Here is a 16,293-nt window from a genome sequence, read left to right as displayed (position 1 = left end):
GGGTGCCCTTCCCTACACTGGGCACGATGACGATCACGGGCCCCGCGACGCGCACCGCGCCGTCGCGCGCGCCCGGGGCGTCCGGCCGCGGGGCCGGCTGCAGCGCGCTGAGCGCCGACGCCGGTGAGCCGATGGCCGGGTCGGCGCCTGCGTTCCGGCGGCTCGTCGCCGTCGAGCACGTGGGGTCGTGGCCGCGCAAGGTCGCCGACCACTCCGACACCGACGTCGCCGCGCTGTTCGAGCGGCTGCGCGGCCAGGACGTCGGGCTGCTGCTGATCCGGCGCACCGGGCGAGCCGGGCGGAGCTCCGACGGCGCCCGCACCGTCTTCGTCGCCGACCTCGCACCGGGCGCCTCGCGGGTCGTGCGCACCGAGGTGCACTCGACCGACGACCTCGCCGGGATCGATGCCGACGACACGGTCTTCGACTCCCCCGCCGCCGAGCCGGTCACCGACCCGGTGATGCTGCTGTGCGCGCACGGCCGCCGCGACGTGTGCTGCGCGGTGCACGGCCGCGCGCTGGCCGCCGAGCTGGAGGCCGCCGACGCCGACGTCTGGGAGTGCACGCACCTCGGCGGGCACCGCTTCGCCCCGACCGGGCTGGTGCTGCCGACCGGCTACACCTACGGCCGGCTCGACACCGCAGCCGCGCTGTCGGCGATGAAGGCCGCCGCGGGCGGGGAGGTCGACCCGTGGTGCTGCCGCGGGCACGCAGGCCTGGAGCCCGCGCAGCAGGTCGCCGAGCTGGCCGTGCGCGAGGCGACCGGGATCCGCGACGCCGGGGCGCTGCTGGTCGACGCCGTCGACGGGCCGGGCGCGGTGACCGTGCACGCCCGCGAGCACGACCGCCGCTGGAGCGTCGACGTCCGCGCCGACACCGGTGTGGCGGCACGGCCGCCGTCCTGCGGTGCGGCGCTGGAGCCGGTGACACCGCTGGTCGCCGCGGGTGTCCGCGAGATCGGCTAGCCGAAGACCCGGTTCAGGGCGTGCGCCAGACCGTCGTCGGTGACGGCGCGGGTGACCGAGTCCGCGACGGCGAGCACCTCCGGCGGCGCCTGCCCCATCGCGACGCCGTGCCCGGCCCAGCGCAGCATCTCGCTGTCGTTGTCCCCGTCGCCGACGGCGAGCACGTCCGCGGCGTCGATGCCGAGCCGGGCCGCGACCCGCGCCAGCCCGGACGCCTTGGACACGCCCTCGGGGACGAACGTCAGCCACGGCAGCTCGTGGTCCAGCGTCAGCGTCACGCCGCTGGTGTCGAGCTTCCCGGCCCGGTCACGGGTCTCGGCCGGGCTGTGCCCGGGCCAGTGGGCGATCAGTTTCGGGGTCGGCTCGGCGGCGAGGTGGTCGAGGCCGACCTCGGTGACGGTGCCGGCGAGCAGGCCCTCCGGGAACGGGTCGCTGACCCGCTGCCCGACGCAGGGGTGCTCCGCCGCGTAGCGCGCGCCGGGGAACAGCTCGGTGAGCCGGGCGAGGACGTCGGCGATGTCGAACGTCTCGATCCGCCGGATCTCCCGGGTCGCGGTGTCGATCTCGACGGCGCCGTTGGAAGTGAGCGTGACGCCGGTGCTCAGCCCGATCTGCCCGAGCGCGTCGGCGGCGCCGAACACCGAGCGGCCGGTGCAGAGCATCACCTCGGCGTGCCGTGCGGCGCGGCCGATCGCGTCGAGGACGGCCGGGGTCGGGCCGGCGCGTCCGTGGACGATCGTGCCGTCGATGTCGAGGGCGACCAGGCGGGGGCGGAACACGGGAGACGACCCTAGATCGGCCGGTGCCCGCTGTATCCGGTGCGGTGTGATCCGGCTCGGTGTGATCCGGCACGGGCGCTGCTCCCCCGGCCCGTGCCCGTGCGACGGTGATCGGCGTGAGCAGCTCCGAGGTGCCCGCCCTGTTCGCCCCGCCGGCCGCGGTGGCCGAGCACCCCGCCGTCGCCGCCGCGCACGACGTCGCCGAGCGGGTCCTCGCCCCGCGCGCCGCCGAGTCCGACGACCCGGCCGTCGGCGTACGGCGCGACGCACTGCAGGACGTGGCGAAGGCCGGGCTGCTGTCGGTCACCGTCCCGGCCCGCGACGGCGGCTACGGCGCCGACGCGCGCACCGACGCCGAGACCGTCGAGATCCTCGCCGGGGCGTGCGGGGCGACCTGGTTCGTCGGCACCCAGCACCGCAACTCCCAGGCACTCGCGCTCGGCGGGTCCGCCGCGCTGCCGGACGGTGCCGTGCGCACCGGGCCCGCCGCCGAGACCTACCGGACGGCGCTGGCGACCGCGTCGCAGCGGGGCGGCATCGCCATCGCACACCTGCGCCGCCCCGGCCCGCCCGCGGTCACCGCGGAGCCCGACGGCGACGGCTGGCGGCTGCGCGGGCACTCCGACTGGTGCACCGGCTGGGGCCTGACCGACCTCGTCATGATCGGCGCGGTGGCACCGGGCGAGCGCTACCTGTTCGTGCTGGTCCCGGCCGGTGAGCGGTCCGGGCTGGTCGCGGGGGCGCCGCTGCCGCTGGCCGTCATGGGTGGGACGCGGACGGTCGCGATCGATCTCGACGGCCTCGCCGTCGGCCCCGAGGCGGTGCTCGCCGACGTCGACATCGCGCCCTACCGCGCGCTCGACGCGGCCCGCACCGCCGACGTCAAACCCGCGGCGCTCGGGCTGCTGCGCCGGGTGCTCACCGAGCTGGAACGCCTCGGCCACGACCGCGACCGGCCCGACGCCGTCGAGCTGGCGCTGGCGCTCGCGCACGAGGCGGCCCCGCGGCGCACCGACGCCTACGCTCTGCTCACCGAGGTCCCGGTCACCGAACGCACGCAGGAGCGGGTCGCGCTGCGCGGCGAGCTGGCCGCGCTCACCGTCCGGGCCGCGCAGGGCCTGGTCGCGGCCCGCTCGGGGTCGGCGATGCTGTCGTCGAGCCCGGAGCAGCGGTGGGCACGGGAGGCGATGTTCTACCTGGTGCAGGGCCAGACGCCGCCGGTGCGGGCCGCGCAGCTGGCGGCGCTGCGGGGGTAGGCACCTCCACCCATGATCACGGCTTCGGAGGGAATCCGGCCACGGTTGGCCGCATTCCCTCCGAACTCGTGATCACCGGGCCGGACCGACCGGCGACGCACAGCCGGTGCACAGGTCGATCACACGGCCGCGACAGCGCCGGGGACGAGCGTCGATCCCATGACCACGCTCCTCGGCGAGACCACCGGCGGACTGCCGCCGGGGCGCCACTCCGATCCCGAGTCCCCCACCGCTACGGCACCCGGTCGCCGGACCGTCCTCGACATCGTCGTCCCCGTCCACGACGAGGAGGCCGGCCTGGCCTCCTCGGTGCGCCGGCTGCACGCGTTCCTGACGGCGTCGTTCCCGTACTCGTTCCGGATCACGATCGCCGACAACGCAAGCACCGACGCCACCCCGGTGATCGCGCGGCGCCTCGCCGCGGAGATCGGCGAGGTCCGGACGGTGCGCCTCGAGCAGAAGGGCCGCGGCCGCGCGCTGCGCCACGTCTGGTCGGAATCGGACGCCGACGTCCTCGCCTACTGCGACGTCGACCTGTCCACCGACCTCGGCGCGCTGCTGCCGCTGGTCGCCCCGCTGGTGTCCGGGCACTCGGACCTGGCGATCGGCACCCGGCTGTCGCGGGCGTCGCGGGTGGTGCGCGGGGCGAAGCGGGAGTTCATCTCGCGCAGCTACAACCTGATCCTGCGGGGTGCACTGTCCGCCCGGTTCTCCGACGCCCAGTGCGGGTTCAAGGCGATCCGCGCGGACGTCGCCCACCGGCTGCTGCCGCTGGTGGAGGACACGGCCTGGTTCTTCGACACCGAGCTGCTGGTGCTGGCCGAGCGGTCCGGCCTGCGGATCCACGAGGTCCCGGTGGACTGGGTCGACGACCCGAACTCCAGTGTGGACATCGTCGCTACGGCGACCGCGGACCTGAAGGGGGTCTGGCGGGTCGGGCGGGCGCTGGCGACCGGGGCGCTGCCGCCGGCCGACATCCGCGCCCAGCTCGGGCGGGCGCCGCTGGTCCCGCCGGAGGTCCCCGGCGTGCCGACGGCGATGCCGTTCCAGCTGGCCCGTTTCGCCGCGATCGGCATCGGGTCGACGCTGCTCAACCTGGCACTGTTCCTCGGCTTCCGCGGGCTGATGGGCGCGATGGCGGCGAACGTCGTCGCGACGCTGATCTGCGCGGTGCTCAACACCGCCGCCAACCGGCGGTTCACCTTCGGCATCCGCGGCCGGGACCGCGCGGTCACCCACCAGTTCCAGGGGCTGGTCGTGTTCGGTCTCGGCCTGGCCCTGACGACGGGTGCGCTCGGCCTGCTCGGGGTCCTCGCCCCGGCCGCGGGGATCGCACTGGAGGCCACCGTGGTCGTCGTCGCGAACCTGGTGGCGACGGTCCTGCGCTTCGTCCTGTTCCGCGCCTGGGTGTTCCGCCCGGCCCGCACCCCCGTCCCGACGACGACCGCCTCGGAGGCGACCGCACGATGACCACCACCGTCCGATCCGGACCGCCGGTCTCCGGTTCCGCCGCCGCCTCTGCCCCGGCCACGCGCCGGCGATGGGGCCGGCCCGTGTCGGTGGCCGTGCTGCTTGCGGTCACCGCCGCGCTCTACCTGTGGGACCTGTCGGCCTCCGGCTGGTCCAACTCGTTCTACGCGGCCGCGGTGCAGGCCGGCGCGAACGACTGGACCGCGTTCTTCTTCGGCTCGCTGGACCCGTCGAACGCGATCACCGTCGACAAGCCGCCTGCCTCGCTGTGGCCGATGGAGATCGCCGCGCGGATCTTCGGGTTCAGCTCGTGGAGCCTGCTGGTGCCCCAGGCGCTGATGGGCGTCGCCGCCGTCGGGCTGCTCTACGCGGCGGTCCGCCGGGTCTCCGGGCACGGTGCCGGGCTGCTGGCCGGGGCACTGCTGGCGCTGACCCCGGTCGCGGCGCTGATGTTCCGCTTCGACAACCCCGATGCTCTGCTCACCCTGCTGATGACGGCGGCGGCGTACCTCGTCGTCCGGGGTGTCGACGACGGCCGCACCCGCTGGATCGTCGGCGCCGGGCTGGTGCTCGGGTTCGCGTTCCTGGCGAAGTCGCTGCAGGCGTTCCTGGTGGTCCCGGGCATGGGACTGGCGTACGCGTGGGCGGCGCCCGGGCGGCCGTGGCGCCGGGTGTGGCAGCTGCTCGCCGGTGGCGCGGGGATCGTCGTCGGCGCCGGGTGGTGGCTGCTGGCGGTCGCGCTGTGGCCGGTGTCGTCGCGCCCGTACATCGGCGGGTCGGGCGACAACACCCCGCTCGGGCTGGCGTTCGGCTACAACGGGATCGGCCGGATCACCGGCGAGGAGGGCCGCGGCGGCCCCGGCGGGGTGAGCGGCGTTGGACGTCCGGGGGACGCGGCGGGCGGGTTGCCGGGTGGCGGCGCCCCGGGAGCCGGGGACATGACCCCGCCCGGCGGCATGGGCGGTCCCGGCGGCATGGCAGGCATGGGCGGTCCGGGTGGCGGCATGTTCGGCGGGCAGGCCGGGATCACGCGGATGTTCGGGGAGTCGTTCGGCACCCAGATCTCCTGGCTGCTCCCGGCCGCGCTGGTGCTGCTCGTCGGCGCGCTGGTGCTGCGCGGGCGGGCGGGCCGGACCGACCCGGTACGCGGGTCGCTGCTGCTGTGGGGCGGCTGGACGCTGGTGACGGTCGTCGTCCTGAGCTTCATGAGCGGGATCGTGCACCCGTACTACGCGGTGGCGCTGGCTCCCGGGATCGCGGCGCTGGTGGCGATCGGTGGCCGTGCGGCCGTGCGGCACATCGACCGCCGGTGGGTGCGCGCACTGGTGGCCGTGACGACGGCCGGGACCGCGGTCTGGGCGTTCGTCCTGCTGGGGCGGGCGGAGTGGATGCCGTGGCTGCGGTGGACGGTGCTCGTCGTCGGGGTCCTGGCCGGGGTGGCGCTGCTGGTGCCGCTGCGGCGGTGGCTGCCCGTGGTGCTCGGGGTGGCGGTGCTCAGCGGGGCCGCGGCGCCCGCGGCGTATGCGCTGCAGACGGTCGCGACGCCGCACACCGGCTCGATCCCGACCGCCGGTCCGGGCGGCGAGGGCGGCTTCGGCGGGATGCGCGACGGCCGGGACGGGCGTGCCGGCGCCGCGAACCGGGCCGGCACCGCCAGGAACGGCGCGGCCCCGAACGAGGCGGCTGCCGGCATGCCCGGTGCGGGAGGCGACATGGGCGGCCCCGGCGAGATGGCCGCGAACCCACAGCTGACGACCCTGCTGCAGAACGCGGGTCCGGCCCGCTGGGCCGCGGCGACGACCGGCTCGCAGGGCGCGGCGTCGATGATGCTGGCCGCAGGCGGCGACACCGCCGTCATGGCGATCGGCGGGTTCTCCGGCAACGACGCGTCGCCGACCCTGGAGCAGTTCCAGCAGTACGCCGGGCGCGGCGATGTCCGGTACTTCGTCGTCGAGAACCGCGGCATGGGCGGCGGCCCCGGCGGGGACCGCGGAACCGGCGCGCAGATCAAGGCCTGGGTCGCGCAGCACTACACCGCGACGCCGGTCGGCACGGCCACGGTCTACGACCTGAGCGCACCGTCGCGCTGAGGGCAGGTGGTGGTCCCCGGCCCGCCGGGGACCACCACGTCGTGCTCAACAGGCCGGGGTGCTCAGCCGGCCGGGGGCTCAGTCGGCCGGGGTCCAGGTCAGGTCGACCTCGAGCTGCTGGGGCCCGGTCGAGGACCGGCTCGTGGCGCTGCGCCGCACGACGGCCCGGCCGTCGCGCAGCGCCCGCGCCGCCTCCTCCAGGTGGTCCGCCAGGCTGTCCCGGGCCTGCGCGCCACCGTCCTCCGGCCACTTCCACTCCGGCCACGTCCACTCGTTCCCGGTCTCCGCCATGACGCCAGTGTGCCGCCCCGCCGCCGGGTCCGCGTGGCCCCGACGCGCCCCGCCCCGGCGGACGAACGGCCGGGGTACCGGTGCGGCAACAGTGCCCCGGAACAGGTGCGAGCGGCCCGTCCCGTTCGGCAGAGTGGGCGCATGAGCAGCCCCACCGGCCCCGTCACCGCCGGCGACCCGGCGTCGGGCAGGAACGTCCCGCTGCCGCTGCGCCCGCCCGCGCACCGGGTCGACCCGCGGGCGATCTGGTGGTGGCGGCTGCAGGAGATCCCGGTCCCGCTGGTGCTGCTGGTCGCCGCGGTCGTCGGCACGGTGCTGGTCGACGCGCAGCCGTGGTCGTCGCTGCTGGTCGCGGCCGTCGTCGTGACCGCGCTGTGGCTGCTCGCCGGGACGCTGCTCGTCCCCGCGCTGCGCTACCGGCTGCACCGCTGGGAGGTCACCGAGGACGCCGTCTACACCCGGTCGGGCTGGCTGGTGCGGGAGTGGCGGATCGCGCCGATCTCGCGGGTGCAGACCGTCGACACCGAACACGGCCCGCTGCAGCAGGCCCTGCGCCTGGGCACCGTCACCGTCACGACGGCCTCGGCCCGCGGACCGGTCAAGATCGAGGGGCTCGACGCCGACGAGGCCCGTGAGCTGGCCCGGCGCCTCACCGAGACCACCGGCGCCCATCCCGGGGACGCGACGTGAGCGACCCGCACCCGACCGGCCCCACCACGCCCGGCGACGCCACACCCGCCGCGGGTCCACCGGCCGCGGAGCACGGCACGGGCGGCTCCGGGCCGGGCCCCGGGGCCGACGAGGGCTGGCGCCGGCTGCCCGTCCAGATGCTGCTCGTCTCCCCGGTCACCGCGCTGCTCCGGCTGGTCCCGGCACTGGCCGTCGTCGTGATCTTCGGTGTCGGACGGGGGCACCTCGTGCAGGTCTGGATCGCGCTCGGAGCGGTCGTCCTGGCCCTCGGCAGCGGCGCCGTGCGCTGGCGCACCACCCGCTACCGGGTCACGCCGGACCGCGTCGAGCTGCACTCCGGGCTGCTCAACCGGCAGCGCCGCTCGGTCCCGCGTGACCGCATCCGCACCGTCGACCTGACCGCTCCGCTGCTGCACCGCCTGGTCGGGGTGAGCGTGGTCAAGGTCGGGACCGGGCAGAGCGCGGGCAAGGAGTCCCGCCTCGACCTCGATGCCGTCACCACCGGTGAGGCCGAGCACCTGCGCCGCGAGCTGCTCGCCACCGGCCCCGCCGAACGCCCCGCGTCCGGGACCGCACCGGGATCCGCGACCGAGCCGCCGCCGGCCCGGGTCCTGGACCGGCTCGACTGGTCCTCGCTGCGCTACGCCCCGCTGACGATCAGCTCGCTCGCCGCGGTCGGCGCGCTGTTCGGCGCGGGCTGGAACATGCTGCGCGACGCCGACATCGACCCCACCGCGCTGCCCGTCGCGGGCCAGGTCGCGGGCCGGCTGTCGACGGCGCCGCTGTGGGCGGCCGTGCTGATCCTGGTCGCGGTGCTGCTGGTCCTGATGGTCGCCGGGTCGCTGGTGCTGTTCGTCGAACGCTGGTGGGGGTTCCTGCTGACCCGCGAGGCCGACGGCACGCTGCGGGTGAAGCGCGGGCTGTTGACCCGCCGCTCGCTGTCGGTGTCGGAGGACCGGCTGCGCGGGGTGCGGGTCACCGAGCCGCTGCTGGTCCGGGCGCTCGGCCGCGGCGCACAGGCCGGGGCGCTGACCGTCGGGCTGGGCCGCGAGGACGGCGAGGCGAAGGGCGGCGGCGACTCCGGCGCGCTCGGCCCGCCGGTGCGCCGCGGCCACGCGCACCTCGTCGCGGCCCGCGCCGCCCAGCGCGACACCGGCCCCGCGGCACCGGCCCCGGCCACCGCGGCCCTGGACACCGCGGCACCGGCCGCCGCGGCCTCGGACGCCCCGGTCCCGCCGGTCACCGACGTCCCGCTCGTGCCGCATCCGAAGGCCGCCCGGACGCGGCGGCTGGTCCGTGCGGTGGTGCCGTCGCTGGTCCTGCCGGCGGCCGCGCTCGTGCTGCTCGCGGCGGGCGGGCCGGTGTGGCCGCTGCCGGTCGCCTGTGTCGCGGTGCTGTGCGCGGTCCCGCTCGGCCTCGACCGCTACCGCGCGCTCGGCCACCGGCTCGACGACGTCCACCTCGTCGCCCGCCGCGGCTCCCTGGCCCGGACGACGACGGCGCTGCGCCGCGAGGGCGTCATCGGCTGGCGGTTGCGGCAGAGCCTGTTCCAGCAGCGGGTCGGCGTCGTCACCCTGGAGGCGACGACGGCGGCCCGCGGCGGCGCGCTGGTCGTCTGCGATGTCTCCCCCGCCGACGCCGTCGCCCTGATGACGGCGGTGACGCCCGCCGCCGCAGGCGGCTTCGCCACCGGGGCTGCGGGAGCCCGCGGGACGGCGCCGCGCTCAGCGCCGCCGGCGCGTCCCGAACAGGCTGCGGGTGACCTCGCGGGTGACCGTGTTGGTGAGCTGCCGCCCGGTCGGTGACTGCAGGAACGCGCCGACCTTGGAGATGAACCCGCCCTCGTCCTCCTGCTGCGGCGCGGGCGGCGGGGCCTGCTCGGGCGCGGGCTGCCCGGGAGCGGCGGGCTCCTCACCGGCGGCCTCGGTCATCCTGCCGGTCAGCCGCTCGTAGGCGGAGTCGCGGTCGACCATCTCGCCGTACTTGGCCTGCAGCGGCGACTTCCGGGCCTCCTCGCGGACGGCGTCGTCGCCGATCGCGGCCATCATCGAGCGCGGTGCGCGCAGCCGGGTCCAGGCGACCGGGGTCGGTGCACCGGTCTCCGACAGCACCGTCACGATCGCCTCACCGGTGCCCAGCGACGTCAGCGCGGACTCCAGGTCGTAGACGTCGGACTTCGGGTAGGTCTTGACCGTGCGGTTCAGCGCCTTCTGGTCGTCCGGGGTGAACGCGCGCAACGCGTGCTGCACCCGGGCGCCCAGCTGGGAGAGCACCTCGTTCGGGATGTCGGTGGGCAGCTGCGTGCAGAAGAACACGCCGACGCCCTTGGACCGGATCAGCTTCACCGTCTGCTCGATGCGCTCCAGGAACGCCTTCGACGCGTCGGCGAACAACAGGTGCGCCTCGTCGAAGAAGAACACCAGCTTCGGCCTGTCCAGGTCACCGGCCTCGGGCAGCTCCTCGTAGAGCTCGGCGAGCAGCCACATCAGGAACGTGGAGAACAGCGTCGGGTTCGCCGCGCGCTCGGCCAGCTCCAGCAGCGTGACCGTGCCCTTGCCGTCGACGACGGTCATCAGGTCGGCCGGATCGAACTCCGGCTCCCCGAAGAACGTGTCCCCGCCCTGGGCCTCCAGGTTCACCAGCGCCCGCAGGATGACCCCGGCCGTCGCCGACGAGACGCCGCCGATGCCCTTGAGGTCGGCCTTGCCCTCGTCGGAGGTGAGGTGCTGGATGACCGCGCGCAGGTCCTTGGTGTCGAGCAGCGGCAGCTGCCGCTGGTCGGCCCAGTGGAAGATCAGACCGAGGGTGGACTCCTGGGTCGCGTTGAGCCCCAGCACCTTCGACAGCAGGATCGGCCCGAACTGGGTCAGCGTCGCACGCACCGGGACGGCGATCCCGCCGTCGCCCAGCGACAGGAACTGCGTCGGGTACGCCGTCGGCGTCCAGTCGTCGCCGGTGTCGGCCGCACGCTGCTCGAGCTTGGCGTTGCTCTCCCCGGCGCGGGCCAGACCGGACAGGTCGCCCTTCACGTCGGCGAGCAGCACCGGCACCCCGTTGTCGGAGAGCTGGCCGGCGAGGGCCTGCAGCGTCTTGGTCTTGCCGGTACCGGTGGCGCCGGCGACCAGGCCGTGCCGGTTCAGCATGGCCAGCGGGATGCGGACCTTCGCCTCCGGATCGGGCGTGCCGTCGACGAGCACCGTGCCGAGCTCGAGCGCGGCGCCCTCCGTGTCGTAACCGGCGGCGATGGTGCGGGCGGGGGTGTTCTCAGCCACGTCGCCGAGAGTAGGACACACCACCGACGGTCACGGGACGGGCGCGCGACCGGACCGGAGATGTCACATAGTCTGCACCGATGACCGACCGGCTGGTGTGGATCGACTGCGAGATGACCGGGCTCGACCTCGGCAACGACGCCCTCATCGAGATCGCGGCCCTGGTCACCGACGGCGACCTCAACGTCCTCGGCGAGGGCGTCGACGTCGTCATCGCCTGTGACGAGGAGAAGCTCGCCGGGATGCCCGACGTCGTGCGCGACATGCACGCGAAGTCCGGGCTGACCGACGAGGTGCGGAAGGCGACCGTCACGGTCGCCGAGGCCGAGCAGATGGTGCTCGACTACGTCCGCGCGCACATCCCGGACCCGCGCACTGCTCCCCTGGCCGGCAACTCGATCGCCACCGACCGCGGGTTCCTGTCCCGCGACATGCAGGAGCTCGACGCGTTCCTGCACTACCGCATGATCGACGTCAGCTCGGTCAAGGAGCTGGCCCGCCGCTGGTTCCCGCGGGTGTTCTACGCGAAGCCGGAGAAGGGGCTGGCGCACCGCGCGCTGGCCGACATCCGCGAGTCGATCCGGGAGCTGGCGTACTACCGGAAGGCACTGTTCGTGGCCCCGCCCGGGCCGAGCACCGAGCAGGCCCAGGCCGCCGCCGCGGCCGTCGCCGACGTGGCCGCGCCCCCGGCGACCGACGGTGAGCAGAGCGGCTCCACCCCCGCCTGACACCCCCGCGACACCTCCGGCTATGCTGTATCAGCGCTTCCGGGGGTTCCCGGGAAGTCGCGATGGTGGGTGTAGCTCAGTTGGTAGAGCACCTGGTTGTGGTCCAGGTGGCCGCGGGTTCAAGTCCCGTCACTCACCCGGTCGCTGCCCGGGCGATCGATCCTGATAGTTTTCCGGATCGGTTTCGCCTGGGTGTGCGAAGCGGAAAAACGAATACGCGCCGTTAGCTCAATTGGCAGAGCAGCTGGCTCTTAACCAGCGGGTTCGGGGTTCGAGTCCCTGACGGCGCACGCGGTCCCCGGCTCCCGGGGATCTGCGCCGTTAGCTCAATGGCAGAGCAGCTGGCTCTTAACCAGCGGGTTCGGGGTTCGAGTCCCTGACGGCGCACCCGGCGAACGGCCCGGTCCTGGCTTCCAGGGCCGGGCCGTTTCCGCATTCCGGGCCCGGCCCCGTCACCGTCACTCGCTCGGCTCCTCCCCCGCGTCGTACCGTGCTCCCATCTCGTTAGCTCGGGACAACCACGTTCCCCGCAGAGAAGGAGACCGCGTGACCGAGGCGCTCGCGACGCCCGAGGGACACCGGCGGCGGCTGCTGATCCTCGGCATCCTCTGCACCAGCCTGCTGATCGTCTCGATGGACGCGACGATCGTGAATGTCGCCCTGCCCGTCCTGCGGGCCGACCTGAACGCCTCGATCACCGAGCTGCAGTGGACCGTGGACGCCTACACCCTGGTCCTTGCCTGCTTCCTCATGCTGGCCGGCGCGACCGGGGACCGGCTGGGCCGCAAGGGCACCTTCCAGGCCGGGCTTGCGCTGTTCGGCACCGGGTCGCTGCTGTGCAGCCTGGCACCGACCGTCGGCTGGCTGATCGCGGCGCGGGTCGTGCAGGCGCTCGGCGGGGCGATGCTCAACCCGGTCGCGATGTCGATCCTCACCAACGTGTTCACCGACCCCCGCGAGCGCGCCCGCGCGATCGGCGTCTGGGGCTCGGTCGTCGGGATCGCGCTCGGCGTCGGGCCGGTGCTGGGCGGACTGCTCACCGGCACCGTCGGCTGGCGGGCGATCTTCTGGGTCAACGTGCCGGTGGTGCTCGCGGCGATCGTGCTCGTCGCCCGGTTCGTGCCGGGCTCGCGCGCGGCACGGGTCCGCCGGGCCGACCCCGGCGGGCAGCTGCTCGTGGTCAGCCTGCTCGGGTCGGTGACCGGGGCGGTGATCGAGGGACCGCGACTGGGCTGGACGTCGGTGTGGATCATCACGCTCGCCGTGGTCGCGCTGGCCTCGCTCACAGCTCTGCTCACCTGGGAGCGACGGCACCCCGAACCCCTGGTCGACCTGCGGTTCTTCGCCAGCACGCCGTTCTCCGCGGCGACGGTCATCGCGATCTGCGGGTTCGCCGCGTTCAGCTCGCTGCTGTTCCTGTCCGGGCTCTACCTGCAGGAGGTGCGCGGGCTGAGCGCACTGCAGGCCGGGCTCACCCTGCTGCCCGCCGCGGTCGGCGCGACGGTATGCGCCCCGCTCTCCGGACGGCTGGTCGCCTCCCGCGGCGCACGGCTCCCGCTGCTCGTCGCCGGGGTCGCGATGACCGCCGTCGCCCTGACCTTCACCGGCCTCGGCCCGGCGACGCCGCCGTGGCTGATCCTGGTCGCGCACGGTGTCTTCGGCATCGCGTTCGGGATGATGAACCCGCCGATCACCAACACCGCGGTCAACGGCATGCCCGACGACCGGGCCGGAGTCGCCGCCGCCGTCGCGTCCACCAGCCGGCAGACCGGGCAGACCTTCGGCGTCGCCGTCGCCGGGACGCTGGTCGCGACCGCCGGCGGCACCCTCGACGGCGTCACGACGGCGTGGACGGCCGTGGTCGTCGCCACGGTCACGGTCGCGGTGCTCGGCGTCGTCGCGACGACGGCGCGGGCGCACGCGTCGGCCCGGCGGGTGGCCGAGCTGTTCGCCCCCGGCCACCACGTCCCGGCCACGCACGGCCCCGCAGCGCGTGCCGGCGAGTGATGCGCGTCCCCTGCGCATGACCGGAGGCCGCGCAACCGCCACGATGTCCGGCATGGGCCGACCCGACCACGTCGTCTTCCTCCGACGTTCCTTCTCGAAGATGGACCAGCTCGCCACGCCGTTCCTCACCGGTCCCCGGCTCTGCCGCGTGCTGGCCGGAGTGGTGCCCCGGGGCACCGACGGCGTCGTCGTCGAGCTCGGGGCCGGCCCCGGCGTGCTCGCCGAGCCGATCCGTTCGCGGCTCGGGCCGAACGCGCGCTACCTCGCCGTCGAGATCGACTCCGAGCTGGTGGCGCACCTGCGCGCCCACAAGCCGTGGCTGGAGGTCGTGCAGGGCGACGTCGCCGACCTGGAGCGGATCCTCGACGAGGCCGGCATCGACCGGGTCGACGCGTTCGTCTCCACGCTGCCCTGGGCGGTCTTCCCGCACGCGCTGCGCGACAAGGTCATGGACGTCATCGCGCGGCGGCTCACGCCGAACGGCGCCATGAGCATGATCATCACCTGGATGGCGCTGCCCAACCGGGTCCGCGAGCTGCGCACCCTGCTCGACCGGCACTTCGACGAGGTCGTGGAGACCGCCACCGAGTGGCGCAACCCGCCGCCCGCTCGCACCTTTCTGTGCCGCCGGCCGCTGCCCCGGGCCACCTCACTCGACGAGCACGGCACTCGTTCGGCGAGCTGACAGGGCGCCGGGAGCGCAGCGACGACCGCCTGACCTGCCCTGATGCGTGGGGGTGAGCAGAGCAGCCGTACCGTTCCCGGCGTGCTGCAGAGCTCCGTGACCACCGTTCCGCCCGTCCTCGCCGGGGCCGCCCCGGTCGCCTACGTCGAACGGGACGGCACGGTCGAGTCGGTGCACCTCGGCACCCTCGCCACCCGCGACGCCGCAGGCACGCCCGCCGGGCCGGAACGCGGCGACCCGGACACGCCGTTCTTCCCGCGTTCGACGCTCAAGCCGCTGCAGGCCGTCGCGATGCTGCACGCCGGGCTCGACCTCGGGGCCCACGACGACGCCGAGCTCCTGGCACTGGCCTCGGCCAGCCACTCCGGTGAGCCCGGGCACGTCGAGGGTGTCCGCCGGATCCTGGCCGGGGCCGGGCTCGGCGAGGACGACCTGGAGAACACCCCGGACCTGCCGTTCGGCGAGCAGGTGCACGCCGAGGCCGTCGCCGCCGGGACCGCGCCGTCGCGCGTGCTGCAGAACTGCTCCGGCAAGCACGCCGCGATGGTCGCGACCTGTGTCGCCGCCGGCTGGCCGACCCGCGGCTACCTCGACCCGGGCCACCCGCTGCAGCAGCGGATCCGGGCCACGGTCACCGAGCTGACCGGCGTCGAGCCCGCCGTCACCACCGTCGACGGCTGCGGCGCGCCACTGTTCGCGACCACTCCGGCCGGGCTGGCCCGGGCCTTCGCCCGGCTCGCCGTCGCCGCCCCGGACACCCCGGAGGGCCGCGTCGCGGCCGCCGTGCGCGAGCACCCGTGGTGGGTCGGCGGCACCGGGCGCGCGGTCACCCGGCTCGCCGGCGCCGTCCCCGGCCTGGTGGCGAAGGACGGCGCCGAGGGTGTGCTGGTCGCGGCGCTGCCCGACGGCCGGGCGTTCGCACTGACCGTGCTGGACGGCTCGCCGCGCCCGCTGCCGGTCGTCGGCGGGGCGGTGCTCGACGCGCTCGGCGCCGGCTCCCCCGCCCTCGACGCGGCCGCGCGGGTCGACGTGCTCGGCCACGGCCTCCCGGTCGGCCGGGTCCGCGCCGTGCTCACGGACTGACCGCCCCGCTCGAGCGCTCCGCCGCCCGGGTCAGCCGCGCCGCGAGGCTCTCCAGCCGCCCCACCAGCTCCGGCGGTTCCAGCACCTCGTAGTCGGCGTCGAAGAAGTTGATCCACACCGCCACCGACTCCAGGGTGTACGCGCCCGCGACGAGCTCGCAGCGGCCGTCACCGAGGTCGGTGACCGTGCCCGACGCCGGGGTGACGTGCTCGGCGATCCGCTCGGCCGGGGCGTCGAACACGATCCGCGCCCGGTACGGGTAGGCCCCCACGGAGATCCCGCGCTGGGCGAACGCGGCCACGCCGCCCTCGGGCGGGTCGCGCGGCGCGAACCGCGGCCCGGCCGGCAGCGAGAGCCGCATCCGGTCCAGCCGGAAGGTGCGCCAGTCGTCGCGGGACGGGTCCCAGGCGACCAGGTACCAGCGCCGCCCGGTGCACACCATCCCCTGCGGCTCGACGACGCGGCGGGTCTCGGTGCCGTCGCCGGTGGTGTAGGTGAAGCGCAGGCACTCGTGGTCGCGACAGGCCGCGGCGACGGCGGACAGGTCGTCGGCGTCGACGGTCGGGCCGCGCCCGGACAGTGTCGCGGTGGCCGCACCGAGGGCCGCGACCCTGCGCCGCAACCGGTTCGGCAGCACCTGCTCCAGCTTCGCGAGCGCCCGTACCGAGGTCTCCTCGATCCCGGACACGGTGCCGCCCGCCGCGGTCCGCAGCCCGACGGCGACGGCGACGGCCTCGTCGTCGTCGAGCAGCAGGGGCGGCAGTGCGGCACCGGCACCGAGCCGGTAGCCGCCGGTGGTGCCGGGCGTGGAGTGCACCGGGTAGCCGAGCGTGCGGAGCTTGTCGACGTCGCGGCGCACCGTCCGGACGTCGACGTCGAGGCGTTCGGCCAGCGCGGGCCCGGTCCAGTCGCGCGGCACCTGCAGCAGCCCGAGCAGGCGCAGCAGCCGCGCCGAGGTCTCCATCACGACGCCCAGT

General features: G+C 75.2%; 14 protein-coding genes and 3 tRNA genes. 13 read left to right on the top strand and 4 right to left on the bottom strand.

The genetic code is table 11. The annotated features are described in order from the left end of the window. The first annotated feature begins 26 nt into the window (after window positions 1-26). Complete coding sequence (locus ACLE50_RS18635; protein ID WP_410944857.1) at window positions 27-965, top strand: sucrase ferredoxin; 939 nt, start codon at window positions 27-29, stop codon at window positions 963-965. Here the strand turns inward: ACLE50_RS18635 and ACLE50_RS18630 are convergent. Beyond that, a complete protein-coding gene (locus tag ACLE50_RS18630) occupies window positions 962-1,744 on the bottom strand; it encodes an HAD hydrolase family protein (RefSeq protein ID WP_410944856.1) in 783 nt (260 codons plus the stop codon). The genes ACLE50_RS18635 and ACLE50_RS18630 overlap by 4 nt on opposite strands. A gap of 116 nt (window positions 1,745-1,860) precedes the next feature. Here ACLE50_RS18630 and ACLE50_RS18625 point away from each other — a divergent pair, with 116 nt between their 5' ends. The 3 genes from ACLE50_RS18625 to ACLE50_RS18615 all read left to right on the top strand — a co-directional run bounded on the left by ACLE50_RS18625 (window position 1,861) and on the right by ACLE50_RS18615 (window position 6,560). Then, complete coding sequence (locus ACLE50_RS18625) at window positions 1,861-3,000, top strand: acyl-CoA dehydrogenase family protein (RefSeq protein WP_410944855.1); 1,140 nt, start codon at window positions 1,861-1,863, stop codon at window positions 2,998-3,000. A 159-nt stretch (window positions 3,001-3,159) separates the two neighbouring features. After that, window positions 3,160-4,470: a glycosyltransferase gene (locus ACLE50_RS18620; RefSeq protein WP_410944854.1), complete on the top strand. Its 1,311-nt coding sequence runs from the start codon at window positions 3,160-3,162 to the stop codon at window positions 4,468-4,470. Between the two features lie 83 nt (window positions 4,471-4,553). Then, on the top strand, window positions 4,554-6,560 hold the full coding sequence (locus ACLE50_RS18615; protein ID WP_410944853.1) for an ArnT family glycosyltransferase: 2,007 nt from the start codon (window positions 4,554-4,556) through the stop codon (window positions 6,558-6,560). 78 nt (window positions 6,561-6,638) lie between these two features. On the opposite strand, the gene ACLE50_RS18610 is transcribed toward ACLE50_RS18615, so the two are convergent. After that, window positions 6,639-6,851, bottom strand: coding sequence for a hypothetical protein (locus tag ACLE50_RS18610; RefSeq protein ID WP_410944852.1), 213 nt, complete (start codon window positions 6,849-6,851; stop codon window positions 6,639-6,641). Between the two features lie 141 nt (window positions 6,852-6,992). Here ACLE50_RS18610 and ACLE50_RS18605 point away from each other — a divergent pair, with 141 nt between their 5' ends. After that, on the top strand, window positions 6,993-7,541 hold the full coding sequence (locus ACLE50_RS18605) for a PH domain-containing protein (protein WP_410944851.1): 549 nt from the start codon (window positions 6,993-6,995) through the stop codon (window positions 7,539-7,541). Beyond that, window positions 7,538-9,346 carry a PH domain-containing protein gene (locus ACLE50_RS18600; protein ID WP_410944850.1) on the top strand — a complete coding sequence of 603 codons (1,809 nt, stop codon included), beginning with the start codon at window positions 7,538-7,540 and terminating at the stop codon, window positions 9,344-9,346. Before ACLE50_RS18605 ends, ACLE50_RS18600 begins: the two co-directional genes overlap by 4 nt. On the opposite strand, the gene ACLE50_RS18595 is transcribed toward ACLE50_RS18600, so the two are convergent. Further along, window positions 9,266-10,813, bottom strand: coding sequence for a helicase HerA-like domain-containing protein (locus ACLE50_RS18595; RefSeq protein ID WP_410944849.1), 1,548 nt, complete (start codon window positions 10,811-10,813; stop codon window positions 9,266-9,268). The genes ACLE50_RS18600 and ACLE50_RS18595 overlap by 81 nt on opposite strands. A gap of 80 nt (window positions 10,814-10,893) precedes the next feature. Here ACLE50_RS18595 and orn point away from each other — a divergent pair, with 80 nt between their 5' ends. The 7 genes from orn to ACLE50_RS18560 all read left to right on the top strand — a co-directional run bounded on the left by orn (window position 10,894) and on the right by ACLE50_RS18560 (window position 15,316). After that, the gene (gene orn / locus ACLE50_RS18590; protein WP_410944848.1) at window positions 10,894-11,541 is read left to right on the top strand and encodes an oligoribonuclease; all 648 of its coding nucleotides are present in this window, start codon (window positions 10,894-10,896) and stop codon (window positions 11,539-11,541) included. Between the two features lie 65 nt (window positions 11,542-11,606). Further along, window positions 11,607-11,679, top strand: a tRNA-His gene (locus tag ACLE50_RS18585). A 79-nt stretch (window positions 11,680-11,758) separates the two neighbouring features. Then, window positions 11,759-11,831: transfer RNA gene (locus ACLE50_RS18580), tRNA-Lys, on the top strand. 25 nt (window positions 11,832-11,856) lie between these two features. Then, window positions 11,857-11,928, top strand: a tRNA-Lys gene (locus tag ACLE50_RS18575). A gap of 159 nt (window positions 11,929-12,087) precedes the next feature. Then, window positions 12,088-13,548 (top strand): DHA2 family efflux MFS transporter permease subunit, encoded by a 1,461-nt coding sequence (locus tag ACLE50_RS18570; RefSeq protein WP_410944847.1) that lies wholly within the window; start codon window positions 12,088-12,090, stop codon window positions 13,546-13,548. A gap of 52 nt (window positions 13,549-13,600) precedes the next feature. Beyond that, window positions 13,601-14,233, top strand: coding sequence for a class I SAM-dependent methyltransferase (locus ACLE50_RS18565; RefSeq protein ID WP_410944846.1), 633 nt, complete (start codon window positions 13,601-13,603; stop codon window positions 14,231-14,233). Between the two features lie 81 nt (window positions 14,234-14,314). Further along, a complete protein-coding gene (locus ACLE50_RS18560) occupies window positions 14,315-15,316 on the top strand; it encodes an asparaginase (RefSeq protein WP_410944845.1) in 1,002 nt (333 codons plus the stop codon). Here the strand turns inward: ACLE50_RS18560 and ACLE50_RS18555 are convergent. Beyond that, entirely contained in the window at window positions 15,306-16,283 is a 978-nt protein-coding gene (locus ACLE50_RS18555) for a helix-turn-helix transcriptional regulator (protein ID WP_410944844.1), read from the bottom strand. The genes ACLE50_RS18560 and ACLE50_RS18555 overlap by 11 nt on opposite strands. Between the last annotated feature and the right edge of the window lie 10 nt (window positions 16,284-16,293).

This window comes from Pseudonocardia phyllosphaerae, assembly GCF_046546475.1.
Classification (GTDB): domain Bacteria; phylum Actinomycetota; class Actinomycetes; order Mycobacteriales; family Pseudonocardiaceae; genus Pseudonocardia; species Pseudonocardia phyllosphaerae.
The sequence above is the reverse complement of the archived record's forward strand: the minus strand, read 5'-3'. Positions and strand labels throughout refer to the sequence as shown.

Coding starts and splice junctions, on each gene's coding strand:
- ACLE50_RS18605 (WP_410944851.1), top strand. CDS start 6,993: ATGAGCAGCCCCACCGGCCCCGTCACCGCCGGCGACCCGGCGTCGGGC.
- ACLE50_RS18635 (WP_410944857.1), top strand. CDS start 27: ATGACGATCACGGGCCCCGCGACGCGCACCGCGCCGTCGCGCGCGCCC.
- orn (WP_410944848.1), top strand. CDS start 10,894: ATGACCGACCGGCTGGTGTGGATCGACTGCGAGATGACCGGGCTCGAC.
- ACLE50_RS18620 (WP_410944854.1), top strand. CDS start 3,160: ATGACCACGCTCCTCGGCGAGACCACCGGCGGACTGCCGCCGGGGCGC.
- ACLE50_RS18565 (WP_410944846.1), top strand. CDS start 13,601: ATGGGCCGACCCGACCACGTCGTCTTCCTCCGACGTTCCTTCTCGAAG.
- ACLE50_RS18610 (WP_410944852.1), bottom strand. CDS start 6,851: ATGGCGGAGACCGGGAACGAGTGGACGTGGCCGGAGTGGAAGTGGCCG.